Origin of the sequence: Mesorhizobium sp. CA14 (genome assembly GCF_020165195.1) — a bacterium.
Lineage (GTDB): Bacteria > Pseudomonadota > Alphaproteobacteria > Rhizobiales > Rhizobiaceae > Mesorhizobium.
In genome coordinates this window covers 408,179-432,063 of record NZ_JAIUHR010000002.1, presented here as the reverse complement: position 1 = coordinate 432,063, position 23,885 = coordinate 408,179, and the positions used below count along the sequence as shown (strand labels likewise).

Below are 23,885 nucleotides of genomic sequence, written 5' to 3'. Positions count from 1 at the left end.
GGCTCGGGCTCCACAACGGGGGCCGGCGGAGTGTTTGCAAGAACCTTGGTCATAAGCCCTACCTTCAATTTCGATTTTGACGACGCTTGAGGCGTAACCGTTTGCAATTCGTCAACGCTATTCGCGAACGCTTCCAAGGCTTCGTCAAAGGTGCCGGACTTGTCAGCCAGGCCAGACTCAACCGCTTCGGTGCCGCGAAACATGCGTGCTTCCGTAGCACGGATCTTATCCGCGTCGATTCCACGATGTTGCGAAACAAGCTGCACAAACATTTCGCCGAGGGCGTCAACATCGGCCTGTAGCGTGGCCCTGGCCCGGTCGCTCAACGGCTCATGCATGTTGCCGTCCGCCTTCTCGGCGCCGAAGAAAATGTAATTCCAGCGGACGCCGGCCAGCCTGTCCGCTTCGCTCACGTCCACATGGGCGGCGAGGCAACCAATCGAACCGCACTCGCCCGTGGTCGGCACCCAAATTTGCGAAGCCGAGCTTATGACAGCGTACCCGGCCGAGGCCGCCACTTCGTTGACGTGCCCCCACACCGGTTTACCGGTTGCCTCGCTGGCGCTGCGAATGAAGCGCGCCAGGTCAAAGCATCCGCTGGCCTCACCGCCGGGGGAGTCAAGCTCAAGCATGAGGCCGCGCACGGCGGGGTCGTACATGATTTCCGTGACCGCGTCGGACAACGCGGAATAGCTGGTAAGGCCGGACTCCGAGTCCAGCCAGGAACCGCGCCGGATCAAGGTTCCGAGCACCGGCAGCACGGCGATCCCGTTGTCAGCCATGTAGCCGCCGCTGCGGAAGTTGCGGCCCTGGCCCGCGCGGGCCTCGCGCGCCGGCCTCGGTAAATCGCTTGTGCTCACCGCGAGGCCGTCGAGAATGCGCGGGCCTATCGCGTTAAGGATGGTGTTCGCCTTGCCGCGATGGATCAGCAAGGGCGTATCGAAAAGCAGGCTCGCGACTAGCGGAAGGTCACGCGGCATTTGGCAAATCCTCCGGCGGGTCGGCTTCGTTGTCAGCGGGGTCGTCGTTCGCGGGCGGCGGCGCCGCGCTCGCGCCGGCCGGCGGCGTGGTGCCATCGGTATCGAAGACCAGCGGCAAGGGCCGCGCCTTCGCGTCCGCGCGCTCTTCCTCGATCTCGTCGTCCAGGTCTTCGCGGTCGTAGCCGCGTTCCGCGATGACCTGGGTACGGGACTTGAAGCCCGCCTTAACCGCCTCTTTCTCGGCCGCGATATCCTTTGCCGGGTCTATCCATTCCTGGCGCGGCGGAAGGTGATCGCAAGCCCAATATTCGGTCGGGTTTTCATCGTAGCCGGGAAGCTCGACAAGCCCGGCCATCACTGCGCGCTCAACGAAGGCAACCCAAACGGCCCGGCAAAGTTGAAAGATCAAAGTGTTATTCTGCCACTGCGAGACGCGGCGGCGGAACCTAATAATGTCGGTGCGGACATTGGAGAAATTGCCCTTGGTCATATCGCCGGTAACGTAGGAGTACGGCACCCCGAGCCCCGCGCAAATCTTCAAAATGGTGCGATACTGGAAAGCCTCATAAGACCCGCCCACCTCGGCAGGCGAAGAGAACCGGACATCTTTGTCGTCGCCGAGGTCGATGATTGCGCCGGGCTCCATGCCGGCGATCGGCGTTTCGTCTTCGTCTTCGTCTTCGTCCAGGCGCATGGGGTTTTCACCCCTGCCGATCAAGAATGCGGTAAAGAGCGCGGCGGTTTTCTTCCGCTCGATTTCGGCGTCGTCATAGACCTCAAGGCCAAAGATTTTGACCAGCACGCGAGCCACGCGCGGGACGCCGCGAATCTGGCCGCCCTGGCGTCCGTCAAAGACATGGAACACCTCGGTAGCCGGGACGCGGACGCGGTCGCGAGCGTTCGCCGAATTCGGGGGCCTTTCATCGGTCGGATGGTAGCGCCAGAAATGATATGCGACGCGGGCGCCAATGGCGTTGAATTCAATGCCGGCCACGATGAAGTTCCCGCCGGGAAGGGCGGCGCTGAAACTCATATCCAGCATTTCGGTCGGTAGGATCTGCAACTGAAATGGCACCGTCCACATATCGCCGGGCCGGCGATTACGGAGGCGCACAAAGCACTCGCCGGTTAGATAGGCTTCGCGGGCGACCTTCTCTTGAAGACCGAAATAATCGGTGTTGCCCTCGGCGTCCGCTTCGTCCGTCCAGTCCAAGAACAGCTTGAGCAGCGCTGCCTTTGCCTTTTTGTTGCCCTTAAAGCGGGGTCGAGGCTTGATGCCATCACCGACAGCTTGCGAGGTCCATTCGTCCACCGCGTTGCCGGCGTAACCATCGTTTTCGTACAGCCAGCGAGCGCGGGCAACCAGCGTCGGACCGGCGGCGCGGATCGCTACATTGACGTGATTTTTTGAAGGGTTGAAGCCGCGCAAGCGACGGCCATGGCCTGCCGCCTCAAACGAGTTGTTGCCGCCACCGCCCACCCCGAAAGCATGAGCGACCCGCCGGATGCCTGAGATAATGCCCATCAGTAGCCCCGCCGAACGTCAAGGTAGAACACGCGCTTTCGCGGCCTGCCCTCGGCCTCGGCGATCTCGTTTTTGATGTCCGCCAGGGCCGTGCGCAAATCTTCGATGCTGCGATACTGCACGCGCTTGTCGCCGTGCTGGACGATAAGCGCGCCCGAGCGCATCGCCTTAAGCAGCGCCGCCTTGGTAGCCAGCAGTATCTCTAAATCTGTCATGACATCACATGTACGGGCTGGCGACGACGCGACGCCGTTTCCGGTGCACCTTAGCATTCGCCTTCGGCGGCTCACTCCCACGATGCTGCGAACCGGCGACATCGTGGGGGGCGAGGTTTTCCGGGTCCTCGGGTAAGGGTGCCGGTGCCGGCATCGGGGCAGGTGCGGGCAGCACCGCGGATTCTGGCGCCAGGGCGGCCACCTTCGTCTCAACCTTGGTGGCTTCGCGGTTCAAGACGATGCCGGCGGCGATCAAGCCTTGCAACGCGGCGTAGGCGTAGACACGGCAGTCCAGCGCCTCGTTTCGGGCGCTGTCCGGCTTCCACCAATACACGTCTTTGAAGCCTTTGACGTACCGGGTTTTCTTCACCTCGACCGTCAACTGATCGAAGTATTCCTTATCGCGTTCAATCGGGAAGTGACAGGCGCCGGCACCGGCCACACCTGGCCCCGTCTTCTCGAGCCGCTTGGTGATGGTTTCTTTCGCGCTGTCTACGCCGATGGGGAAAAGATTGATCCGGCCTTTGTTGTTTCGCGTCGGCTTTTTCGGCCATACCGGACGCCTACCGGCGTAGCCCTTGATACCCCAAATGCGCCGGCCCTCGCGCGGCTTGACGAAGCGGTAAACGTCTTGCGTGTTTGAGCCGCCGGTATCGACGGCGGTTGCGGAAATCGCCATGCCGTTCGGGAATGCGGGATGCGGGAACCGCTCGCGCAAATAATCGTCTAGCTGATCCCAAACCTCTTGCTGTGACGGGTCGCCGTGGAAAACCTTGTAATCAAGCGACCATGACTCCTCGTCTCGGCCCCACCCCACGGTTTCACATTCGAGGCGGTCGGGCTGCACGTCCACGCCCGCCGTGATGAGTGCGACGCGGCCGGGGCAACCTGTGAAGTCTTCGCGCTTCGAAAGTAGAGCCTCGGGGTCCGCCTTCTCGCCGCTGAGGTCTTCCCATGAGTCGCCTAGAACGGTGTTGACGAAAATCTGTAGCAGCGCGGGGTCGTCTTTCGCCGCCAGGAATTCCGAAACGCATTCCGACCATTTGAACCAAGGCGAGTACAACGCGGAAAGGTGATAGCTGCGCACGTTCGGTCGGATCGGCGTCGCGGTAGGAACCCACTCGGCGCCGTGTTCCTCGGACAGCAAGAACTTTTTGCGGGCTTCGGTGTGCCGGTGCTCGCAAAGCTCGCCGGTGTCCGGATCCGCCGCCTGGCAAACGAAGGCCGCCGTTTCCGGCCGCCCCGCTTCCCATTTGATCGCGCTCCACACGATGGGCTGCAGGGTGCCGCACCGCTCACACTTCACGTTGTAATAGCGCTGATCGCCGTCCTTAAAGGCTTTCTCGATACGGCTATTGATCTTGAGCTTTGGCGAAGACGTGATGAAGATTTTGCGACGCGGGAAATTCGCCGTTCGCTTGATCGCGAGCATGGCGGGGTCGCCTTCGTCATCCGCTGATGCCGGGTAGGCGTCGACTTCGTCCAGCACCAAGCGGGACACCGGCGAGCCGCGAAGGCCGGAACCCGAGTTAGCGCCCGCCATGAATAGGGCGCCGCCGTCAAAGTCCTTTTGCTCGATTGTGTTTCCGCTATCGCGAGCCCTGGCCGGCTGGATCTTTTCAGCGAGCGCCGGGCTTTCCGAAATCATCGGATCAATGCGCGTCTTGCTGAACTTTTTCGCCATGGCGATAGTCGGCAGGACGTACATAATCGGGCCGGGCGAATGGTGGATTGTGTAGCCAACGAAGTTGAAGCCAGCTTCCGAGGCGCCGATTTGCACGCCCTTCATGAGCGCCACGGTTTCGACCGCTGAATACGTGGACAGCGAGTCCATGATCTCGCGGAGGTACGGGGTTCGGGCGGTCCGCCACTTGCCGGGTTCCGACGAAGCTTTCGAGCTTAGGAAACGGTGTTCGTCCGCCCATTCCGAAACGGTGAAGGGCGGGTCGGGCTCAATGGCCGCAATCCCTTCCTCAAACAGGTATTCAAAGGCGCCCTCGGCTAGCACGCGGAGTCCCCGAAGGTTCCGGCGTCCAGCGGCGCCCGCGTCTTCGCCAGCTCGGCCAGGGCGACGCGCATGTATCCTTCAAGGGCACCGGCGAGGCGCACCGGGTCCGCCTCGACCTCGGCGGCGATATCGGAGGCGTGGCGGTTCGCGAAATTCAGCATGGCGGCGCGGAAGACCAGCATAAGCGACCGGATCGCGCGGCGCGCTTCCTCGCGGTCGACCGTGGCTTCCTTTAGCCGCTCAAGGTTGATCTTGGCGGCCTCAAGGTCGACGGCCATCCGCTCGACCTTGAGGTCGTATTCGCTTGTTTCCTCGGCGCCCTCGGCGGCCTCGCGAAGCTTTGAAGTCTTCGCCGCCGGCTTCCGCCGTTGCTGGTTGGGGTTGCTATTTGCAAACCACTGGACCCGAGCTTTGACCGCATCGACGGAACCGTCCGCCAGGATGGCCCCGGCCAGGCTTCCGCGCTGTACCCTTTGCCTCACCGCGTTGGGTGTAACGCCCATTTCTCGGGCAAAAGCGGCTAGGCTGATACCCTCAAGATTTTTCCGGCCGCCCACTTTTTTTGATCCTAGCTATATACATGGCGCATATTCGACGCTATGAAACGTTTGCGAATTGCAAACACTCTAGCCGAATTGGAAACGACAATGAAGTCCTTCAATGTGAAGTCGAATGCGAAGCGCTTTGCCAAGCAACTGGCCGGCAAGTTCCCCGGCTACATCGTTGATGAGCCGGTGGCGGTGAGCCCTGGCGCCCGCGAATGGTATCCCCACGTCGCCGCGCCGTCGAAGGTGCTGGCCGAGGGTATCCCCGCCGAGATCAGCCGCGCCGCTTTCGTCAACGGCCGGCCTTACAATGAGACGGCGGCGCGCCTCGCCGAGCCGACCACCGTGATAGCTGGCACCGCGACGGGCAGGCCGGTTGAAACCACGATGACGGTCGCCGAGGCGGCGAAAGGCTATTCAGTTGCGGTGCCACCTGCCGCTATCATTGAGGCCGGCAACAAGATGGCGAAGAGCAAGGCGAAGCCGGCCAAGATGACGCCGGCCGACATGAAGGCCGCCGTTGCGGACCTCCCGCCGACCAAGTCCACGCCCGAGGAAATCGAGGCGCGCCGCGCGGCGAGGCGCCAGCGCATCGCGACCGAGGGGCCGAAGCCAGCGAAGTCGCCGAAGCAAACGAAGGCGGCTAAGATCATTGAGCTTGTTTCGCGCGAGAACGGCGCCACGTTCGCCGAGCTTATCGAGGGGACGGAATGGCAGGCCCACACCTTGCGCGGCTACATCGCCGGCACGCTTCGCAAGAAAGGCCACAACATCGTTTGCAGGAAGATCAAGGGCGAGGAAACGCGCTACTTGATCCCGGCGCCCGAGGTGTCGGCATGAGCGGCGAGTTGAAAACTGACGATGGGGATTACAGCGCCGCGGAATTGATGCGGCTGGCGTCAACCCGCACCAAGCCGTTTCCCGGCCCGTGGCGGCTGGTCATTCTGGAGTCGCCTTATGCCGGCGACGTCGACCGCAATGTGGCCTATGCTCGGGCGGCGATGCGGGATTGCCTGGCCCGAGGTGACGCCCCGGCGGCAAGCCATCTGCTTTACACGCAACCTGGCGTGCTAGACGATGGCAACCCCGAGGAACGGGCGCGAGGCATCGCCGCCGGGCTCGCCTGGGGCCGCGTCGCCGAGGCGACCGTCGTCTACACCGACCGGGGTATCTCCAACGGCATGATGCAAGGTATCGAGCGCGCCGATGCCGAGGGCAGGCCGGTCGAGTGGCGCACGCTCGGGGAGGAATGGCGGTAATGGTTGATCGTTCGAACCGGGCCGAGGTCCGCAACCCGGTGCTCGGATTGCCGGCGGCGGCAAAGCTTCAGGCGTTGCCGCCCGATGTCCGCCAGGTCGTAGCCGAGGTGTTCCGCGACCTGTCCGTGGACGCCCGCGCCAGGGCGCAAGTTTCCTGGCGCAAGAACAAGGGGCCGATGGCCGCTTACTGGAAAGCGGTCGGCGCCTACGCGACCCACCTCTACCGGGCGGTGCGGCCATGCTGACACCGGCACAAGCGCGCACCCTTCGGCGGCTGTCCGATGACTGGACAGAGGCGCCGCCCGATGGGCTCGACAAGATCTTCACGGGCTTGGTCGACGCCGGCCTCGCTGATATGAGACAGGCGCCGAATTGGCAGAGGCGCCGGACCTCGGCAGGGGTTGCCGCCCTCAAGGAGTTGTCATGGAAAGCAAGACCAGCGGCGTGAAGCGCGGGGCATGCGCCCACGCCGATATCAAGGCGGACAAGCGGGGGCGCGTCGTCATGCGCGCCAACACGGTTTGGCCGTGCCTATGCCCGATTCCCGATCTGCCGGCGCTTCCGATGTCTGTTACGCAGAGCTATGGATATCGCTGGCCACCGCCGCGCAGACACGTCGACCGTGAGGATTGCGCGGAATGCCCGTGCTGGACGGAAAGGAAGGCCACAGCATGACGGCGGAAGGCATTTTCAGAATTGATCGCTTCGAAGAATTGAGAGCCGCCTTTTTCTCGCGGTTTGAATCGAAGGCTCGGGACATCGTCGTATCCTATGAAGATGGTAAGCTATATTTCAGCCTGTCGATCAATGGTGTTTATGTGGGGCTTCCACCGTTGGCGGTGCGCCGGCCAGGCCTCCGGGGAGTCGAGCTAGATCACCTTTTCGCAATGGCGGCTGACGCCTTCAACCGCGAAATTTCAAAGGCCGAGGCGAGGCGGTGAAGCTTCTAGCCGTCGCCTTCATGGTGCTCTTGTTCATGGCGGTCGGCTTTTGGGCGACCGCCGAACTGATCGCGACGCGCTAGGGCTTTCGGAACTATTTTAGTAGAAGCTGATTGAATCGCGGCCAGCGAGTCAGTCATGCGTCTTGTGTTTGTACCGCCAATGAAGCCCAAGCTTGTGAAGAGCCCGCCGCTCGGCGAGGACTGGATTCATGAGATCAAGCTAGACGGCTACCGAACGCAAGTCATCATCAACGGCCCTGATGATATCCGCGCCTATTCGAGTTCCGGGGCGGACTGGACGAAACGATACCTCGGCATTGTTGAGGCCGCCCGCGAGCTAGGCGTCGAATCCGCGATCATCGACGGTGAAGCCGTGGTGCCTGGCGATGATGGCCGGCCGGACTTCCACAAGATGCAGCGGGTTATCCAGAAAGACCCATACGCCGCCATCCTGGGGGCCTTCGATATCCTGCACCTCAACGGCCATGACCTCCGCGACATCGGCTGTAAGGCGCGGCGCGAAATCCTCTACAGCATCGTGAAGCCTGGCACCCGGATTCAGTTCAGCGAGGCGTTGCCAGGCGACGGCCCCTCGGTCTTCTATCTGGTCGACCAAGCCGGGATTGAGGGTATCGTGTCCAAGCGGGCGCATAGCGTCTATCGCAGCGGCCCGACCTTGAACTGGTTGAAGACGAAAAGTTATATGCACTCTGATCTTAATCTTGCCGGCGTCGAGCGAGAGGCCGGCAAGCCGGCGGTTGCCAGGTTCGTGGACCCCGGCGGGCACTATGTCGGCGCCGCCGTCATCACTCTCGGCCGCGAGGCAAGGGAACGGCTGTGGGCGAAGGTCAAGGCGAAAGCCGGCGGGGCGCCACCAAGCGAAGCGATGCGTAAGAAGTATCCCGCGACGCTATGGGTGAAACCTGGCGTGCGGGCCAGGGTGCAGCACCTTCGCGGCGAAGAGTTCTTGCGACACGGATCTGTCAAGGAACTGCTAGACGAATAGCGCGCATATGACGTTAGCGAGCCCCGAGCGCTGGCCCCGCCCTGGCAACGCATTGAAGTCGTTGGCGGATTCCGCCAAGGAAGAGCACCGCGGAATTTCCGAACCCATCAACGAAAGCGATGGTTTCTATTCGTGGTGCATAGTGAAGGTATACGTTTGGCCGGGTCAGACGCTAGAGAGAATATGCGCCGCAGCGTCCCCCTCACCCCTGGCACGGCGGGGGAAGGACCCGCGAAATCGTAAACCCTTGATTTCATTGAAGTTTCTGCTCTTGAGGCATCGGGCATTGATCTTGACGCCGAGGGGTGCAGCGGCGTAGGGCGACACGTAATGCATCAACGTTTGTGATGGGTTCGGGATCAACCCTTGAAGGCGTAGCGCTTCAACTGTCTGACCACGTTGGCGGTGAGGCGGTCTTGAGCATCAGCGATCATTTCCCCTTGCTCAATGGCTTGCGTCATCACCTGGGTGACACCGGACCCCCATAGTTCTTTGATCGGGAATCGCTTTTTCGTGGTGCGGGCGAATACCCCCTGATGCCCTGACCGCATTGTCGCAATGAAGGTGTGCTTATACAGCTTTCGGACGCCCCAGGCGTTTGCGGTGACACCCGCTTTCGTTTGCCTCGCCGCGAACTTAATCAGGGCTATCGGCCTTCCGCTGCCACGCACGATAGCGGTAAGCGTATCAGGCTTCGAATAGGGATAGATGCGGATCGAGGGATCAACGTCGGCCCGCTTCAATCCCCCTTGCTTCGCTACGATGCGAGCGGCGTTGGTGCGGACCTGTTTAGCCGTGGTGTTGACTGCCACGGAAAGCGCCTGATGTAGCCGGGCGCCCTGCAGCTTACGCATGAGAGCGCGGACCTCGGAAGTATTCCAGTCCGCGCGTATCTCAAGGCCGGACATCGGCCCTTACTTGTTCTTGCCCTTGCGGGTGACGACCTCGGCTTCCGCTTCCGCCTTCACCTCGGGGGCGAGCGCACCGGCACGACGCAAGCGGTCCAGCGTGCCGGGGCCGATGTCGTCGGGAACCGGGCCTTTCACGAACTGTCGAGGCGAACCACGGTCTGCCACTACCATGTTGCGGATGAGGTCCATTGCGGGAATCCTTCTCGGGGTGCTTGGGAATGAGCGCATAAAGCCGGATTCGTTTGCGGTTCGTCAACGTCCGACGCTTCGCGGGGCGGCATGTATTTTTTCTGAAATCGTCCATACACCCGAAAAATACAGCTAACCCCTTGTTTCTATATATATAAATTTATTTGTATAGAAATATATATATAAAAAGACCTCTACGCGCTTATGCCTATGCGCTACGCGCCTACGCACATGCCTGTATGCGCTGAATAGCTATTTGTTTTTGACCGATTTTCTATACACCCAAATAATCGCTGCAAAATCAGCGACTTAGGTGTATTTTCGAGCCTATTTTCCCTTGTATCTTCGGCGATGTATGCGGGTGAGCCGGCGCCCGAGGCTAAAAAGTTGGCATTTTGCAAACTACCCTCTTGCACCGCCGATATTCGCAGCGTATATCGACGTTATCGAAACGCAAACGGAAACCGCCGCCAATGTCTGACACCGCGTTTAAGACCGCGCCTTTCGCCTCTTACACGACCGAGCAACTGCGCGCCCACATCGCCAACATTCATCCCTACAGCGGCACCGACACCGCCGAGCGCATGAGCGCCGAGATTGCCCGCCGCGAGGCTGTGGCCGCCGGTGACGTGTCCGTGATGACCCCCAGCGAGCGCCTGCGTTTCATCAAGTCCGGCAAAGCCCGCTAATCACATTCGAACCCGAGGGAGTCACACCCATGCCTAAGACCGTCTACACCGCGATTGACCCGAACGGGGAAGAGCACAAGCGGACCACCGCCGACCGGACCTACACCCACACCGTTGTTTATCAGCGCTCAAAGGATGCCGCGATTGCTCGGGCAAAGGACGCCCGCAAGGGTCACGTTGACAGCGGCAACTATTACCTCGGTTGCGTCCGCGACGGCCATTACGCCAACCTCATGAAGTTCGAGCACTACCGGACCGATGCGGCGCGCCAGGCCAGCGACGCCGCCGATGCCGCCGCGAAGATGGCCGGCCGGACCGCCGAGGAATACGCGGACGCGAAGGTCGCCGAACACCTCGCCGCTATCGAGGCCACCGACTGGACCGTCTATCACAACGCGGGATGGTGCGGGCGCCACGACCTCGCCCTCAAGCTCGCCGCCAAAATCGGGCCTTCTGCCGTCATCCTCCCGGCGACCGCGAAGTAAGGCCCACGGGGCGGCGAGGGATGACCCGCCGCCCCCGCTCTTCTCACCTCAACCCCAGGAGTCCACACCATGAACAAAGATCGCCGGGCCGCCATCGCTGCCCTTGTCGAGCGTATTGACGCGCTCAAATCGGACATCGAGTCGTTGCGGGACGAAGAGCAAGACTATTTCGACAACATGCCGGAAGGCTTTCAAAGCGGCGATAGAGGGCAAGCCGCCGAAGATGCGGTGTCACGCATGGACGACGCCATTTCCGAGCTTGAATCCGCTATGGAAAATCTCAACTCGGCCAGCGGGGATTAACCGATGACTGATACCCTTTCCCGCATCCGCCGCGACCACCGGGTCGAGCTTGTCGATGATGAGCGCCACATGGGCAACGGCGTCATTGTCACCCTTCGCCAGGGCTGGACCTTCGAAGCCGGAACCGACAACCGGGTCCGGGGCGAGGACACCGTAACAGCCGCGTTCCGCATGCTCACCTATGCCCGCCCGTTCGATGGGCCATACGACCCGTGAGCCAAAAAAGATCACGTCCATAGCGTTTGCATATTGCAAACCAATATGCGCTACGTATATTGTCGTTATCGAAAAGCAAACGGATGCCACGGCAATGCACTACTTCTCTTCCCGGTCCGCCTGCCCGAACCACGCCAAGCTCGCCACGATGACGAAAGAGGCCGCCGCCGATTGGGCGGCCTCGGCCTCGACCGAGTGCTCGGAAGTCTCGCGCCTCGCCGAAATGGAAACGTTCTTCAACCTCACCCGCGCCGAAACAAACGCGCTGCACCGCGCCGCCGTTGACGCCCGCGTCGCCGCCCGCTTCGCGAACTAAGGGGAACAGCCATGATCGATTTCAACGACCTCGATACGGACCCGATGACCTCGACCCCGGTGGCGCCCGTTGCCACCTCGGAAGAGATCCGCGCCGCCGCTCACATCGCCAACGGTGGCGACGCGGTGTTCCCGTGCCCGAAGTGCCTGGGCTCCGGTTTGTGGCGCGGCATCCGCCGTTGCTTCACCTGTCAGGGCAAGGGCAAGGTGTCCAAGGGTGTTGTCGCCGCCGCGAAGGGCAAGGTGACTAAAGCCGCGAACCTCGCCGCCGCCAAGGCCGAGTTTGAGGCCGCGAACCCGGACCTGATGAAAGGCCTTCGGGAAATCGCGGGCTGGCATCGTTTCGCCGGGGAATTGCTCGGTAAGTTTGAGGTCTACGGCGAGCTTACCGCCGGCCAGGTCAACGCCGCGTTGAACAGCCTCGCCGAGGTGAAGCGGAAGCGCGAGGAAAAGGCGGCGGCCCGTGCCTCCGAAACCGCTGACAGGTCCGGCGAGGTCGGCGTCGACCGCATCAACGCGCTGTTCGCGACGGCCATGGAGTCCGGCCTGAAAAAGCCGCTGTTCCGCACCGAACGCCTCACGATCAAGCCGGCTAAGCTTCACCCCGGCACCCTCTACGTGACCGACAAGGCGGCCGATGGCGCCTACGTGGGCAAGATCGTCAACGGCAAGTTTGAGGCGCGCCGCGAGGCCGCCCCGGACACCCTGGCCCTGCTTTGCGCCATCGCAGCGGACCCGCTCAAAGCCGCCGCCGACTACGGCAGGTCGACGGGTGTCTGCGGCTGTTGTGGCCGCGAGCTTACCGACCCCGAGTCCGTCAAGGCCGGCATCGGTCCGATTTGCGCAACCAAGTGGGGCCTGTGAGCCCCACACCTTCCCCCGAAAAGGATCAACTGCGATGGGCAAGACGACCCCGAAACACATGACAGATTCCGAGGTGCTACGGGCCGAGCAATCTTTACTGGCCTCAAAGGTCCGCAACATCCTGATACGGGAATGCATGCGGATCGGCGATGACGGCGACGTCGAAACCGCCGGCCACCTGGCGAAGGCGGTCCGTGCCCTCACCTACGATCAGATTTTGCGGATGCGCCGCGCCATCCTGGGGGCCTGACATGGCGGCCCTGCAGCACGTCGCCGGGGAATTCTATTTTCATGCCTGGCATGACGATGAAACCGGCAAGGTCGAGATAGACAGATACGGGTTGCGCTCGATCCGAAAGGGGCGCGCCTATTTCACCGTTGTCGCCTCATTCACCTGGGGCAAGCGATCAACGAAGCACGGCGACTTCGGATGGCTTCCCCGGATACCGGCGTGGGCGAGGTCCAACGAACGCGTCGGCGGCGAAACGATCAAGCGATACGCCAAGACGAAGGCACAAGCACTACGGGCCGCCATAGCCGCCGAACGGGCGACGCGGCAGTTCTGGAAGCACAAGCCCGAGACGGTCGCGGAATGCGACGTCGCCATCGCCGCGCTAGAAGCTCGATTAAAGAGAACACGGACATGAGCGAAACCCCGTTGAAACACCCAGGCCGCGCCATACTTGTCGTTTTGCCGGCAATGATCTTTCTCGGCATTAACTCGGCCTCGGAATGGCTGGCGCATCACTCCGCGCGAGCATTCGACAGCCTGCTGACATGGGCGGGATACGACCTATGAACGATGAAGAGCGCCGCGCCGCTTGGGCCGCGCTTCGAATGATCGGCGAGGCAGTGGGCGAACTGTTCGGCCCGGAAGCGTCGATGCAAAGTGAAGACACGATAGGCCCCGAGTTCCACCACTACGCCGAGGCCATCATTGAAGCGCTGCAAAGGGTCGCAGCTAACAAATAGTATAAAGCGACCTATCGCCGGTTGCTTTTCTCTACTTCCGGGCGGTGTCGTTAACGTAAGAAACGGCGCCGCCACAAGACTGTTTGTATTAGCGCGATTTAATAAGCAAAATAGTTGCATCACGAATTGTTAAAAACTTTTGGTCGGCTTGTGATCTTTGTTGCACGGTAAATTATCCGTGATAGAAGCCTGATCGGGCTTAGCAACCCTGACGAGACTGAGGGCGCGACAACGCCCGAGAGTGCGCACGCTTAGCGGCGCCGCACAACCCTGGCCTATTCGGCCGGGGGCGGCGCGCGTATGTCCAAGCCTCCGGGCTAAAGGTGCGTCGGCTTGTCGTCTCGATAAGTTGCTAACCCCCGGCTCGCCGCCCGAAGAACGCGGCCCTGCATGCCTAAATCGTACAAAATGTATTGCGTTCGTCCGATTTGTACGTTCTAATTTTGTTCTCACTGTCGTTCCTCGGGTTTGGGAATCAATTTCGCATCATGAAACGCCGCATCAAACTTGCACTGTCCGCCTTCACCAAGCCGCACCTCGCCTTCGCCAAAGCGGCGCCTATCGAGGTGAGGCCTCGGCCTTCGTCGCCCCCGCTATACATCGCCACCGGGCGAACCTATCGCGCCAGGAATGGCGCCAGGATTGGCCCGCTTCGCCCCTTCCGCGACGAGGAAGACGGCCACCATAAGGATAAGGTCGGCCGGTCCGCCTGGTTCTACGCCGAGGGCGTCGGCCCCTTTGATCGCTTCGGCCATTTCCTATCAGGCCAAGCCGGGGAAAGCCCGTTGGATTGCGTCGCGGAATGGAAGCCACCCCAAATCATTGTTTTCGATCAATTTTCGGCCGACGAGGGATTGAAGTCCGATATTCGTAATGTATACTCTCACTAGGTTGGAAGGAACTTTTATGATCAAGCTACCGGAAACTGCCCCGTTGCCTTGGGCGATCAAAGAAAGCCTCGGCGTCACCGCGTTGGTGGACGCCAACGGCGAGCCCGTGATTACCTCGGATGACGAGGGCCTTGTCGCTCCGCCCGAGGTGTGGGCATTCATCCTGGCCGCCGTGAACGCATACGCCTATGACCGCCGCCGCAACAGTGCCGGGGTGCTGATGCCGAAGCGCCCGGAATTGGTGATGGACATCGCCTTTATCGGCTACCTCGATGAATGCGAGCAGAAGGGCCTAATGCCGAGCATGGCGGCGCTTTGGCCTCGTTTGATCGATGCGGTCTTGAGACAATAGAGCCGCGTCTATTTTTTTGCCGTGATCGTTTGCAAAATGCAAACTATGCGATATCGTGGTTTGCGAAATAGGGAAACCCACATGAGCAATCATCATCACTACAGCGACGCCGAATTGGCTGGCCCCGAGTTCACCACCAGGGACGCCCTGATGCTCGCGCTTCACCTCGGCGCCGGCACCGTTGCCCTCAGCATCTTCCTGGCGGTCGCGATGGCCGGCGGCACCCTCGGCGCCGCGATCCTCGGGGGCGCGATATGACCGAGGCCGTTCTTTTCTGCCCCTCGCATCAGGCCATGCCCGTGGCCAGGTTCGACTACGGCTGGCGGCCCGCGCCAGGTTTCACCCGTGACCGCATGGCGTTCGAAACGCCCCAGGGCGAGCGCATCGCCCATGTCGCCAGGCTTCAAGGCCTTCGGCACCGCGCCCGTGGCCTTCGCGTCTACATCGGCCACGGCTGCGCCCCCGAGGACGTCGAAGAGATCCGCTTTATGGCCCGCACTGGCCGTTTCACCGTCATTGAGGAACCGACACGATGAACGCCCCTGTTAAGACGATCAGCACCCCGGAAGCGGTACAGGAAGCATTGAGCGGCGAGCATGCGCCGATGGCAAGGGTGTTCCCTGGCAAGATCGGCACCATGGTCGGCACCCGCAACGCTTATGTGAAGTGCGGTGGCGACGTCGCGGTGATGACGGTAGGCGACGACGCCGAGGAACGGGCCAGGGCCGCCGCTGTAGCTATCGCGGCCCACGATACCCTTGTCGCCATGGTGACTTTGCTACAGCCCTCGGCCTCGCCCGCCGGTGGCATCCGTGTGACTATCACCGCAGAGGCGTTCGAACGGCTGGACAAGCTGTTGCGTCCGCCTCGCGCCGCCGAGGCTGTCAGCGAAGAACAGCTTGAGGCGATCAGGAGGCGCGGACCTGGCCCGGTGATCGCCTTGCCGCCGCCGGTTCCGGTCCCGCTCGATGATGACACCGCGTCGGACATCGCCTTTGCGATTGGCGCCGCGATGCGACGGCGGAATCGCTCCCTGCACCGAGGCGATCAGCCCATCGTGCCGTGCATGGAACTGGCTGTTACGGAAATGGTGCTCACCTCGCTCGCGGAATGCGGCTACCGAGTCGTTCCGCCAGGCCAGGAAAGCACCGCGGATTCTACCGAGGCCGTCAAGCTTGCGCTCGCCGAGGTGCTGGCGGAATGCGACCAGGTCCGCGCCGAGCTAAAGGCCACCGGCCACGCCCATGAAGGAGACTCCCTATCAAGGCTTGTCGACCGCGCTATCGATAGCGAGCGCGAGCGGCGCCGGGCCGAGGTGGACGGCTTGAAAGACCGTCTAGCCCGTGTCCGGGCCGTCGCCGCGATCTAACCGGCCCGATGGCCGTAGGCCTGCACGATGCAGTTGGCCTTGCCCTGGCACGGGTAACAAGGCCGCTCGCATTTGCTATCGCAGATGATAAGAGCGACCTCGGCCGCCGTTGGCTTCGCCGAGGCGGTCATAAGCTTGAGGCCCACGAAATAGGCAGTGTCTGGCGCCAGAACGACGCGTCGGCGCGCGTTGCCGCGCGCGATCAACAGCGCGGCTAAATCAGCCTCATTCGTCCACCGCCGTGACATCGTACCCGCCTCTGGAATTTATTCCTATGTGGGGCAAGGTCCCTAATCCGGTCAAGACCGAGGATCAAAAAAGTTCGCTCCGACTGTAATCTATCTGTTGACACTGTAATCAATTTGATTACAGTCAATTCCATGATTATGACCTTCAAAAACAAAGCCCTCGCGAACCTCTGGCAAACCAGCCGGTCGACCATTGATGCGCGGATGCACCGCCGCATTTTGGTCCGGCTCAACGCCATTGATGCAGCGGCAACGGTTGCCGACCTCAACGTTCCGGGCTTCGACTTCCACGCGCTCCACGGTTTCAACCCGACCCGCTACAGCGTCCATGTGAATGGCCCGTGGTGCCTCACATTCGAGTTCGAAGGCGGCAACGCTTATCGCGTTGACTTCGAACAATACCACTAGGAGAATAAGATCATGATGAACTTTGAAAAAGAGCTTACCGGTAAGCCCGTCGCCGATATCCCGGCCAAGGCGGACCCGAACCGCTGCCCGTCTCACCCCGGCGAGCTTATCGCGGACCTGTTGGAAGACGCCGGTAAGAGCAAGATGACCGTGGCCGAAATGCTCGGTATCTCCCGCCAGCAGTTCCATTCGATACTAGCTGGCCGCAAGCCGGTAACGCCTGACATGGCGGCCCGCCTCGGGAAGCTCTTCGGGAACGGTCCCGGCCTCTGGCTTCGGATGCAGGCGAACTTTGACGCCTGGCACGCGGCGCGCGAGGTGGACGTTTCGGCGATCCCGTATATCGCGGCCTAGCTCACCACTCGGCTACTTCGACCCCACCGTCCGGCCGGAAAGTCAGGCGGTATTGGAAGTCGCCGAAAACGTTGTCCGTGCCGTCATCCGGCCCGCACCAAACCTTGACAACATCGCCGCGAGCGCTCGCCGGCTTCGCCGAGGCCATCTTGACGATAGGGCAATTGAAGCCCTTCGCCTTGAGCAAGGCGGTCGTGTCTTTGACCATGACAGGCGTTAGCTCGATTTGCACCGCGAGGGCGGGCGTAGCTATGAGCGCGCCGAGCGCGGCAACGGCGAGGATCTGTTTCATGGCGCCAGGTCTAGCGTCGTTGTGACCGACCGCGCAAGTCGGACCTCGGGGCTTGGTTTATGCCCATCGGGCGAATTGGTTGCGGGGGGCGGATTTGAACCGCCGGCCTGTCGGGCATGAACCGACCGCGCTACCAGGCTGCGCTACCCCGCGAAGGCCACTAAGCCCGAGTCGTTTGCGTTTCGTCAACGATGGCGACGAAAAAACCCGGCATCGCTGCCGGGTTTCGAAACATAGTGCTATCGGACGCGATCAGGCCGACCACGGCACCGCGAAGGTTCGATGCCGCGCGGCGGTGCGATGGGTGGAGCGGTAGACAGCAAAGGTAGCGGCGACGGTTCGCTTGGCGCCGAGCGTGACGGGTTTTCGCGCCATGTCTTGCGAGGCCTGCATGATCGCGAAATCCGCCGGAACCGCCAGGATGGGCGGGGCCGGAACTTCATGCTTCATGCTGGCGACCGTGACGGTGGCGAACTCGGCGGCCGGTGCAGCGCACGCCGGAAAGGCGAGGCAGCAAACCGCGAAGATAGCAGACACGAGAAAGCTTCTCTTGAGCATCTTGGTTCCCTGGTTTCATCAGTCAAAAAAAGCGGCCCGCCCTGGGAGGTCTATAGAGCGGGCCGCGACATCACGATAATCAACGAGTCGTTTGCATTTTGTCAACGCTCAATCCGCGTCTTCGCCGGGTTCACGCTCCCCGAGCAAGGCGTTAAGGGGGACCGTCACGAACGGCGTATTGATCCCGCTGGAAAAGTAGCGGTTCCCCTTGCCAGGGATCGCCCCAGGTATCGCTTTCAAGATGTCTCGATACTTCGTTGCGCCCCATTCGGTATTTTTCAGGATCAATCGTTTGAAGCTTTCGTGCGACGTGGTGATGTCCGCGACCATCATTCCATCCGGCCCACGCCATACCCGGATACCGAGGCGCGCCAGGGCGGACACGGCAGATCCCTTTTTCTTGTTCGGTTCCTGGGTGCCGTAGCCGTCATTAAGCGGCGTCATATCGGCGGCGAAGGCGGCCAGTTCCAAAAGCTCGCCAACGGTGCGTTCCCATTGCCCGCCCTCGGGCGTGTTGTGCCGCACCAAGTAGCCGGTGACGTGTTGCAAAAACCGCTCGGAATCCTTGGTCGCGCCCTTCGCGGTGTGATCTGTCCAGTCGTTGGCGCGAAGCCATTTCAACGCCTCTTCCACCGTCACCGGCTTGGTCGTGTTGAGAAGGTAGGCACCGGCCAGCATCGGCCCGAGCTGGTCGCCGAGACGTTGAGTCCCGAGGTGCTGTGTCGCCGCCACGGTGAACACGTCCACGTAGGACCGCAGCGTCGGCAAATGGGCGATGGTGCGAGCGAGAAGGCGTTTCGAAAAGCTCGGCGTCAGCAGGCCCACGATATCGGACAGCAGCTTTTCATAGTGCTTTTTATTGGCCGCCTTCTCTTCATCCGAATCCCGTGAGGGGTCCGCAAGCGACAATTGCGTGATGCGGGTTTCGTCCGCGTATCCTTCAATCTGAGTGAAGATGGACGCGAACACGAACATTGATCGCGCCCGGAAGCCCTTCGTTTTCTGGCCGGCGGTGCCCTTCAAAATCATCCCGTCACCTTCGGAGGCGGCGACGCGGGCCAGGTCCATAATCGCCCGGATGCGGTTTTGGTTGTTCTGATCCTTCGGTTCGATTTCGTCAAAGATGATGGGCAGCGCGTCCATTGAGAGGGCGCCGCGCACGCCGGCCTCGGTCGTGTTGCCGACCACGCTCAACGCCGTCTCGCCGAGACATCGCTTGATAATTTGATCCATCACGGTCGACTTGCCCGAGCCCGCCGGGCCGTTCACCCATATATGCGGGCGCCATTTCAGGAAGCCGCACACCGGTGCCACAACACACCATCCGGCCAGCAAGTAGCCCGACAGCGGCGAAACCCACCGAAGGCTTTTGCAAAGCTCTAGCAGGCGCCGAGCCTCATTCGTGGAAACGGGTTCCGCGACGTCCACGGCCAGGGCTTCGCCTTCGTCATAGACGAACCGACTCCGGTGCTCATGAAACGACTTCTCTTCCCCGTCCACGATTAGCCGATCGCCGGCATGATAGACGGCGGTTTCGGCTTCGAACCATGCACCTCGACCGCGCACCGAATTATGCGGCACGAACTTGCGCCGGTGCATGCAAGCCTGCATGCAAGCGTTGATCGCGGCTTTCCAGTCGACGCCCTCTTTCGATCCGGGGAATTCGGATTCCCACCATTGAAGCGGCGCGAGCCGCATCATGTTTGAGGCGGACAGTTGCGAAGCGTTGAGGGCGATAACTTGCGCCACGTTAGAGGGTTGAAAGAACAGGGTCGTTTCATCCACGCCGAGGCATCGGAAATGAGGGTCGCCGAAGGAGGCTAGCGGGTGCTCGACCTCGCGTTGCTTGCCCCGTGGGGCTTCGTCAAAGTGGTCGCCGGGGCCTTCGGCGCCCTGATAGTAGTCGCTGGCATCCTGGGGCAGCGGCGGGTTACTTTCGTCCGCTACCGGCTTCGGGTTGAGCACGGCGTCGATGACTTCCCTAACGCGGTCAAGACCGCTTTTCCGGGCGAGGTCATCGAAGTCCGTAAAGTCAATCTCGGCGTCGTCAAACTCGGGGAAGGCGACGAGGCCGCCCACGGATTCCGCCGCTTCCTTGGCCTTGGTGACGCCCGGATTAAATCGTCCGTCCGGCATCTTCACAAGCCGGTCATTGTCAGCCGCGAATAGGATGCGGGCCTTCGGGTATTTCTGCCGTATCGCCTTTGATACCGGGCCGAGGTTGCCGGCATCGAAGGCGGTAATAGTGAGGTAGCCGGTCGCTTGGTGGACGCGGGCCGCCGTGCTGTAGCCCTCGGCTATGGCAATGGTGAACTCGGCGCCAGGATCTTCGGGCCGCTTACCGATGGGATGGTAATTCCCCTCTTTCGCGGTGCCCTTGAGAAAGCGTTTCGTGCCGTCATCGCCGATAAGCTGGACGCTCGCCAGTTCGGCGCCAGGCGTGTACAGCGGAACGACGAGGGAACCGGCGCGGGCGGTGCGCGGGTCTTCCTCGGGCTCAATGGTGTATTTGACGTTTTGCTTTAGGCGCCGAAGGCCAGGGAACGGCGGCAGGCCCTTTTTCGCGAGGTAAGGGTGTGAGGCCGGCGCCTTCTCTGTCGACGCCATGATGAGGCCGGCAGCGGCGGCGGCGGCGGCATTGAGGGCGGCCCGCTCTTCCTCGCGCTGGCGTTGTGTTTCCGCCATGCGCTTTTTCAGTTCGGCGCGTTCCGCCGCCGTCATGCTGGACGGGCGCTTTTCCGTCCATGTATCCTGAATTCCGGTTTGCAGGTCGCCGAAGGCGCCAGAGGCCGGCGTGTCCAAATGCAGCACATACCAAACGTGTTGGTTCCTGGCCTTTTTCTTGCCCTGGGCATTGGCGCGGTGCACCTTGCCATCGGCTATCGGGTGCGAGGCGCCGCGCGCGTTGGCGGTGTCCATATGGACCCCCGCCGAGCGCATCGCGTCGAGGAATTCAAGGATCTTCTGTTCACTGTCCGCCACGGTATGCCTTGAGACTTTCTAGCGCGTCCGCTTCACTTCTAATGATCGTTCCGATGCCGCCAGCGGCGGCCACGAAACCGGCGAAATGGGCTTGTTCCGGCGTAGGCCGTCCCGTCCCGTCTTTCACTTCCCATGATCCGAACACGGCGACTCGTTTGCCCACCATGTCCGGCGTTATCTCGATTGTGTGGAGTCCGATGATGTCACCTGACCCTTTGCAAAGGCCGGCGGCGATGGGGTAGGCGTCAAGCACGACTCGCTCGCCACCTCGAGCACGGTAGACCTCGCCCGGCGACAAAGAAAACGATTTGCCGGCCCATCCTTTTGCCGTGGTGTTTCTCCACACCGTGGCGCCAGCCTTGGACAGCGCTAGCAGGCAACGGTTCATCAGTTTGGTGCCGGTGCTCATAGCAGAGCCGCCATTGGCTTGAACGCCTCGCCCGGTTCCGCCGGCTTCCATTTGTCAAAGTCCGCCTCGACCTGGCCGTAGTTGACCGGGTGAGCGGCGCGAAGGTTGAGCGGCGAGCGGCCAGGAATGTAGCGCCCCCGTTCCTCGGACGGGGCGAGCCAGCGCATATCAAGCCAGCGCTTCCGATCAATCTTGAGGTGTTTGAAGTCGGCAGGGGTGACGAAGCCCCGGCGCTCCAAAACGATGCAAATCTTGATCGCCTTGATCTTCCATTCGGAAAGCTGCGATGGCCCCGAGGCGCCCGCCGCGACGTCTGGCACATAGTCCGGCACCTTGCACCGTTCCGGCGGGCAATGATCGACCCATTCCTCGCGCCACTCATGGCGGCCGGCGACCGGCAGTTCAGGGGTGAACACCGGCTTGTCGTTCTCCCGTGCTCGCCAGGAGGTGATGCCCCACCGTTCCGCGACCGCTCGCGCCTCTTCGTCCCGCGCGGCCTGGCTTTGCACCTCAACCACGGTGATGCCGAGGTATCTAGCAATCGCCTTCATTTCCACACCGGCGGCGCCGGAAGGCACCAAGGCGGCTCGGAAGTCCGGGGAGGCGCGTTCGCCATTGCCACGGCCCGCGTAGAGGCCTTCGGCGGCCTGCAACAGCACCTTGGCGTTGAGCGTCATTTTGGCCTCAACGCCGATTTGGGCGCCATCGGCCTGGCGCACCAAGAGGATGTCGAAACCGGCGGTTTCCGCGTATGCGGTCCAGCCATCCGGCAGGCCAGCAATGAAGGCGGCGCAAAGCGCGGCCTCATTTTCAAATATGGACTTGATCTTAGCCATTGGCGGCCACCGGCTTTTGCCGCTCGCACACCTCGGCGTAATGGCGCAACACCTCGCCGGCAGCGGCCGGGCCGTACCATTCGACCAGCCGCACCGCCAAGGTATCCAGCACGCCGAAGGCGGCGGCGTCCGCCGGAAGGCCATCCCGAACGTGAGCGGCGAGCACGCCGGCCATGGCGATGCGGCCACCGTTGCGCACGGTGTTGTGCTTGATCGCCTCAAGCTGCGTCATCTGACCGGATTTGATGTAGTCGGAATAAGAGCGCGTCATTGCTTCACCTTTCATCGAACGTATCGGGTTTGGGACTTCGCCATGCGGGCGGCGTGAACGTGCTTCGCCCACCCGTGGGGGTTCTTCATGCCGCGCATCTTCCCGAGCGCGACGAGGTCTTCGAAGGTCTTGGCCTGGCTTTGCTGACGCTTCGCCTCGACCCGCTTGGTGCGGTCGATTTCGGCCAGTTCGCCGGCAAGTTCCTGCACCGTCCGACCCATGGTCGGGTAAACGTGATCGCATTGCGGGCAGGTCGGCGCGGGCTGATGGACGCGGAAACAGTTCGGGCACTGGCGGGTCGTCACCGCCGGCTCGTCGTCTTCGTCATCCTTCGCCCGCTTCTTTTTCCTATGGCCCTCAAGGGTCCATTCGCGGTCGTCATCGGGCAGGCCGTGGCCGCGCCCGCCTTGGTCCTTCGGGATGCTGTTGCCGGCATGGTCGAGGATGAGCGCGTATGGCTTCGGACCCGCTGCAATCGCCATGAGGCGGCCCGCCTGGGTATCGAGGTCAAAGCCCGGCGCGTAGACGGGGCGAAGCACGCGGCCGACTTGCTGTAGGAACAGCGCCAGCGAGTGGGTCGGACGCAGAAGAATGGCGACCTCAATGGCCGGCAAATCGAAGCCCTCGGACACAAGGTCGACCGAGGAAAGCACCTGAATTTCGCCGCGCTCATAGGCCCGGAGAAGTTCGTCGCGGTTCGGGGAATCGCCGTCAATGTGGGCGGCGCGGTAGCCTGCAGCTTGGAATTGCTCGACAACGCTCAAGCTGTGTTTGATCGAGACGCAAAACACCATCGCCTTGCGGCCATGGGCGAGGCGGCGGTAATGCTCGACCGCGTTGCCGGTGATCGAGGAAGCGCCCATGCGCTTCTCAAGCTCGGCCTTATTGAAGTCCGTGCCGGACCGCTTGACCCCGCCGAGATCCGGCGAGGATGGCGCGTACATGCGATAGGTGGACAGGTAGCCCTGTTCCATCAGCCAGGCCACGCTTGGGCCTGTTACCATCCGGCCGAACCATTTCCCTAGCCCGGTGCCGTCAAGGCGTTCAGGCGTGGCGGAAAGGCCGACTATCTTGGCCTTTTTGCTCGCGTACTCTTCAATGATGTCGGCCCACGTCTTCGCCCCGGCGTGGTGCGCTTCGTCCGGCACATAGAGGTCGGGGGCGCCGTAGCGGTCCATCCGCTTGCCGAGCGTGGCGATGCTGGCAATCTGAACGGGCTGGCGGCGGTCGCCGGACATGCCGGAAGCGATGATGCCGTAAGGGATACCGACCTTGTCGAAGGTGAGCGCGGTTTGCTTGATAAGCTCGCGCCGGTGGACACCGAACACGACCCGCTTGCCTCGGGCCGCCGCTGACTTCGCCATGTAGGCGGCGAGGCCGGTTTTGCCGCCGCCGGTTGCCATCTGGACAAGCACGGCGTTGACCTCGCGAAGCGCGTCCCGCGCCTCGACAATTAGTTCTTGCTGGTAGGGGCGAAGAACGAAGGCCATC

36 protein-coding genes and 1 tRNA gene are annotated in these 23,885 nt (G+C 61.9%); 22 read left to right on the top strand and 15 right to left on the bottom strand.

Features of this window, described 5'->3' with window-relative positions; translation table 11 throughout:
- The 5 genes from LB565_RS04350 to LB565_RS04330 form a co-directional block, all read right to left on the bottom strand.
- The coding region (locus tag LB565_RS04350; protein ID WP_224581920.1) for a S49 family peptidase at positions 1-980 on the bottom strand (980 nt) is incomplete at its 3' end.
- Positions 970-2,505 carry a phage portal protein gene (locus LB565_RS04345; protein WP_224581919.1) on the bottom strand — a complete coding sequence of 512 codons (1,536 nt, stop codon included), beginning with the start codon at positions 2,503-2,505 and terminating at the stop codon, positions 970-972. The genes LB565_RS04345 and LB565_RS04350, both read right to left, overlap by 11 nt.
- The gene (locus tag LB565_RS04340) at positions 2,505-2,720 is read right to left on the bottom strand and encodes a phage head-tail joining protein (RefSeq protein WP_224581918.1); all 216 of its coding nucleotides are present in this window, start codon (positions 2,718-2,720) and stop codon (positions 2,505-2,507) included. Before LB565_RS04340 ends, LB565_RS04345 begins: the two co-directional genes overlap by 1 nt.
- A gap of 4 nt (positions 2,721-2,724) precedes the next feature.
- Positions 2,725-4,728 (bottom strand): phage terminase large subunit family protein, encoded by a 2,004-nt coding sequence (locus tag LB565_RS04335; RefSeq protein ID WP_224581917.1) that lies wholly within the window; start codon positions 4,726-4,728, stop codon positions 2,725-2,727.
- Positions 4,722-5,285, bottom strand: coding sequence for a hypothetical protein (locus LB565_RS04330; protein WP_224581916.1), 564 nt, complete (start codon positions 5,283-5,285; stop codon positions 4,722-4,724). Before LB565_RS04330 ends, LB565_RS04335 begins: the two co-directional genes overlap by 7 nt.
- A gap of 90 nt (positions 5,286-5,375) precedes the next feature.
- Between LB565_RS04330 and LB565_RS04325 the strand changes: the two genes are divergently transcribed.
- From LB565_RS04325 to LB565_RS04305, 5 genes are all read left to right on the top strand, one after another.
- Positions 5,376-6,113: a DUF3489 domain-containing protein gene (locus LB565_RS04325; RefSeq protein WP_224581915.1), complete on the top strand. Its 738-nt coding sequence runs from the start codon at positions 5,376-5,378 to the stop codon at positions 6,111-6,113.
- A complete protein-coding gene (locus LB565_RS04320) occupies positions 6,110-6,532 on the top strand; it encodes a hypothetical protein (protein WP_224581914.1) in 423 nt (140 codons plus the stop codon). The genes LB565_RS04325 and LB565_RS04320 overlap by 4 nt, the downstream gene beginning before the upstream one ends.
- Complete coding sequence (locus tag LB565_RS04315) at positions 6,532-6,777, top strand: hypothetical protein (protein WP_224581913.1); 246 nt, start codon at positions 6,532-6,534, stop codon at positions 6,775-6,777. Before LB565_RS04320 ends, LB565_RS04315 begins: the two co-directional genes overlap by 1 nt.
- Positions 6,778-7,170: 393 nt before the next feature.
- Positions 7,171-7,473, top strand: a complete 303-nt coding sequence (locus LB565_RS04310) for a hypothetical protein (protein WP_224581912.1) — start codon at positions 7,171-7,173, stop codon at positions 7,471-7,473.
- 138 nt (positions 7,474-7,611) lie between these two features.
- On the top strand, positions 7,612-8,481 hold the full coding sequence (locus LB565_RS04305) for an ATP-dependent DNA ligase (RefSeq protein ID WP_224581911.1): 870 nt from the start codon (positions 7,612-7,614) through the stop codon (positions 8,479-8,481).
- 359 nt (positions 8,482-8,840) lie between these two features.
- Here LB565_RS04305 and LB565_RS04300 read toward each other — a convergent pair whose 3' ends face one another.
- Positions 8,841-9,335, bottom strand: coding sequence for a phage tail protein (locus tag LB565_RS04300; protein ID WP_224581910.1), 495 nt, complete (start codon positions 9,333-9,335; stop codon positions 8,841-8,843).
- 60 nt (positions 9,336-9,395) lie between these two features.
- Positions 9,396-9,581, bottom strand: coding sequence for a hypothetical protein (locus tag LB565_RS04295; RefSeq protein WP_224581909.1), 186 nt, complete (start codon positions 9,579-9,581; stop codon positions 9,396-9,398).
- A 473-nt stretch (positions 9,582-10,054) separates the two neighbouring features.
- Between LB565_RS04295 and LB565_RS04290 the strand changes: the two genes are divergently transcribed.
- The 17 genes from LB565_RS04290 to LB565_RS04210 all read left to right on the top strand — a co-directional run bounded on the left by LB565_RS04290 (position 10,055) and on the right by LB565_RS04210 (position 17,046).
- Positions 10,055-10,270 carry a hypothetical protein gene (locus tag LB565_RS04290; protein ID WP_224581908.1) on the top strand — a complete coding sequence of 72 codons (216 nt, stop codon included), beginning with the start codon at positions 10,055-10,057 and terminating at the stop codon, positions 10,268-10,270.
- A 29-nt stretch (positions 10,271-10,299) separates the two neighbouring features.
- A complete protein-coding gene (locus LB565_RS04285; RefSeq protein ID WP_224581907.1) occupies positions 10,300-10,755 on the top strand; it encodes a hypothetical protein in 456 nt (151 codons plus the stop codon).
- A 69-nt stretch (positions 10,756-10,824) separates the two neighbouring features.
- Positions 10,825-11,058 (top strand): hypothetical protein, encoded by a 234-nt coding sequence (locus LB565_RS04280; RefSeq protein WP_224581906.1) that lies wholly within the window; start codon positions 10,825-10,827, stop codon positions 11,056-11,058.
- A 3-nt stretch (positions 11,059-11,061) separates the two neighbouring features.
- Positions 11,062-11,274, top strand: a complete 213-nt coding sequence (locus tag LB565_RS04275) for a hypothetical protein (protein WP_224581905.1) — start codon at positions 11,062-11,064, stop codon at positions 11,272-11,274.
- Positions 11,275-11,368: 94 nt separating this feature from the next.
- Positions 11,369-11,590: a hypothetical protein gene (locus LB565_RS04270; protein WP_224581904.1), complete on the top strand. Its 222-nt coding sequence runs from the start codon at positions 11,369-11,371 to the stop codon at positions 11,588-11,590.
- Positions 11,591-11,601: 11 nt separating this feature from the next.
- Entirely contained in the window at positions 11,602-12,453 is an 852-nt protein-coding gene (locus LB565_RS04265) for a DUF6011 domain-containing protein (RefSeq protein WP_224581903.1), read from the top strand.
- Positions 12,454-12,487: 34 nt separating this feature from the next.
- Positions 12,488-12,703 (top strand): hypothetical protein, encoded by a 216-nt coding sequence (locus LB565_RS04260; RefSeq protein WP_224581902.1) that lies wholly within the window; start codon positions 12,488-12,490, stop codon positions 12,701-12,703.
- Between the two features lies 1 nt (position 12,704).
- Positions 12,705-13,100 (top strand): hypothetical protein, encoded by a 396-nt coding sequence (locus tag LB565_RS04255; RefSeq protein ID WP_224581901.1) that lies wholly within the window; start codon positions 12,705-12,707, stop codon positions 13,098-13,100.
- A complete protein-coding gene (locus LB565_RS04250) occupies positions 13,097-13,252 on the top strand; it encodes a hypothetical protein (RefSeq protein ID WP_224581900.1) in 156 nt (51 codons plus the stop codon). The genes LB565_RS04255 and LB565_RS04250 overlap by 4 nt, the downstream gene beginning before the upstream one ends.
- Entirely contained in the window at positions 13,249-13,425 is a 177-nt protein-coding gene (locus tag LB565_RS04245) for a hypothetical protein (RefSeq protein WP_224581899.1), read from the top strand. Before LB565_RS04250 ends, LB565_RS04245 begins: the two co-directional genes overlap by 4 nt.
- Before the next feature lie 488 nt (positions 13,426-13,913).
- Positions 13,914-14,315 carry a hypothetical protein gene (locus LB565_RS04240; RefSeq protein WP_224581898.1) on the top strand — a complete coding sequence of 134 codons (402 nt, stop codon included), beginning with the start codon at positions 13,914-13,916 and terminating at the stop codon, positions 14,313-14,315.
- A 16-nt stretch (positions 14,316-14,331) separates the two neighbouring features.
- Positions 14,332-14,667 carry a hypothetical protein gene (locus LB565_RS04235; RefSeq protein WP_224581897.1) on the top strand — a complete coding sequence of 112 codons (336 nt, stop codon included), beginning with the start codon at positions 14,332-14,334 and terminating at the stop codon, positions 14,665-14,667.
- 81 nt (positions 14,668-14,748) lie between these two features.
- Positions 14,749-14,925: a hypothetical protein gene (locus LB565_RS04230; RefSeq protein WP_224581896.1), complete on the top strand. Its 177-nt coding sequence runs from the start codon at positions 14,749-14,751 to the stop codon at positions 14,923-14,925.
- Positions 14,922-15,203: a hypothetical protein gene (locus LB565_RS04225; protein ID WP_224581895.1), complete on the top strand. Its 282-nt coding sequence runs from the start codon at positions 14,922-14,924 to the stop codon at positions 15,201-15,203. Before LB565_RS04230 ends, LB565_RS04225 begins: the two co-directional genes overlap by 4 nt.
- Complete coding sequence (locus tag LB565_RS04220) at positions 15,200-16,036, top strand: hypothetical protein (RefSeq protein WP_224581894.1); 837 nt, start codon at positions 15,200-15,202, stop codon at positions 16,034-16,036. The genes LB565_RS04225 and LB565_RS04220 overlap by 4 nt, the downstream gene beginning before the upstream one ends.
- A gap of 380 nt (positions 16,037-16,416) precedes the next feature.
- Positions 16,417-16,692: a type II toxin-antitoxin system RelE/ParE family toxin gene (locus tag LB565_RS04215; RefSeq protein ID WP_224581893.1), complete on the top strand. Its 276-nt coding sequence runs from the start codon at positions 16,417-16,419 to the stop codon at positions 16,690-16,692.
- A gap of 15 nt (positions 16,693-16,707) precedes the next feature.
- Positions 16,708-17,046 carry a HigA family addiction module antitoxin gene (locus LB565_RS04210; RefSeq protein WP_411970607.1) on the top strand — a complete coding sequence of 113 codons (339 nt, stop codon included), beginning with the start codon at positions 16,708-16,710 and terminating at the stop codon, positions 17,044-17,046.
- A gap of 1 nt (position 17,047) precedes the next feature.
- Here the strand turns inward: LB565_RS04210 and LB565_RS04205 are convergent, their stop codons facing one another.
- From LB565_RS04205 to LB565_RS04170, 8 genes are all read right to left on the bottom strand, one after another.
- On the bottom strand, positions 17,048-17,338 hold the full coding sequence (locus LB565_RS04205; protein ID WP_224581891.1) for a hypothetical protein: 291 nt from the start codon (positions 17,336-17,338) through the stop codon (positions 17,048-17,050).
- 76 nt (positions 17,339-17,414) lie between these two features.
- Positions 17,415-17,491: transfer RNA gene (locus tag LB565_RS04200), tRNA-Met, on the bottom strand.
- Between the two features lie 99 nt (positions 17,492-17,590).
- On the bottom strand, positions 17,591-17,875 hold the full coding sequence (locus LB565_RS04195; protein ID WP_224581890.1) for a hypothetical protein: 285 nt from the start codon (positions 17,873-17,875) through the stop codon (positions 17,591-17,593).
- A 129-nt stretch (positions 17,876-18,004) separates the two neighbouring features.
- A complete protein-coding gene (locus LB565_RS04190) occupies positions 18,005-20,878 on the bottom strand; it encodes a hypothetical protein (protein WP_224581889.1) in 2,874 nt (957 codons plus the stop codon).
- A complete protein-coding gene (locus LB565_RS04185; RefSeq protein WP_224581888.1) occupies positions 20,865-21,287 on the bottom strand; it encodes a hypothetical protein in 423 nt (140 codons plus the stop codon). The genes LB565_RS04190 and LB565_RS04185 overlap by 14 nt, the downstream gene beginning before the upstream one ends.
- Entirely contained in the window at positions 21,284-22,123 is an 840-nt protein-coding gene (locus LB565_RS04180; protein WP_224581887.1) for a hypothetical protein, read from the bottom strand. Before LB565_RS04180 ends, LB565_RS04185 begins: the two co-directional genes overlap by 4 nt.
- The gene (locus LB565_RS04175) at positions 22,116-22,409 is read right to left on the bottom strand and encodes a hypothetical protein (RefSeq protein ID WP_224581886.1); all 294 of its coding nucleotides are present in this window, start codon (positions 22,407-22,409) and stop codon (positions 22,116-22,118) included. The genes LB565_RS04180 and LB565_RS04175 overlap by 8 nt, the downstream gene beginning before the upstream one ends.
- Positions 22,406-23,884, bottom strand: a complete 1,479-nt coding sequence (locus LB565_RS04170; protein WP_224581885.1) for a DEAD/DEAH box helicase — start codon at positions 23,882-23,884, stop codon at positions 22,406-22,408. Before LB565_RS04170 ends, LB565_RS04175 begins: the two co-directional genes overlap by 4 nt.
- Position 23,885 lies beyond the last annotated feature (1 nt).